Source organism: Cryobacterium sp. MLB-32, assembly GCF_000738085.1.
Classification (GTDB): Bacteria; Actinomycetota; Actinomycetes; order Actinomycetales; family Microbacteriaceae; genus Cryobacterium.
Genome location: NZ_JPRS01000711.1, coordinates 1 through 483, shown reverse-complemented (window position 1 = coordinate 483; position 483 = coordinate 1). Strand labels below are relative to the sequence as shown.

The 483-nt window shown below is 66.7% G+C and carries 1 protein-coding gene; it reads right to left on the bottom strand.

Translation table 11 applies throughout. From position 1 onward, the window contains the following. A partial coding sequence (locus JF66_RS21030; protein WP_035880926.1) for an AAA family ATPase occupies nt 1–483 on the bottom strand: 483 nt, incomplete at both ends.

Below are 483 nucleotides of genomic sequence, written 5' to 3'. Positions count from 1 at the left end.
CTCATTCGGTAGGCCTGTGCCCGGCTGTTGAGGTCAGCGACCGTGACGTTTTTCTGCGCGAGCATGAGGGCGTTCTTGCCGGCCTCATCGTCGTGCTGCCACGCCGCGAATACATCCCCGGTCATCCGGTCGATGCTGCCTCCGGTCACTCGCTCGTTGTCGACGTACCAACGAAACGGGTCGCCGACCGTCGCGGGGTCGCGGAGCATCCGTGATGCTTCGCCTTCCTGAGGCGCCGTGAACCGGTGAATCTCTTCCAGCTTGATCGACCCGACCTCGCGCTCGAGCAGGCGCAGTGCGCCGCCGGATTCGACGGCGGCTAGTTGACGGTCGTCCCCGATCAGGCGCACGTGAGCGCCGTGCCGCTGCGCGATGCCCGTGACTTTCGCCAGGTTCATCGTCCCGGCCATGCCCGCCTCATCAACGACAACGATATCCCCGGGGCGTAGGACCAGGTCGTCGGGGTGGCCGCTGCCTGGCGCC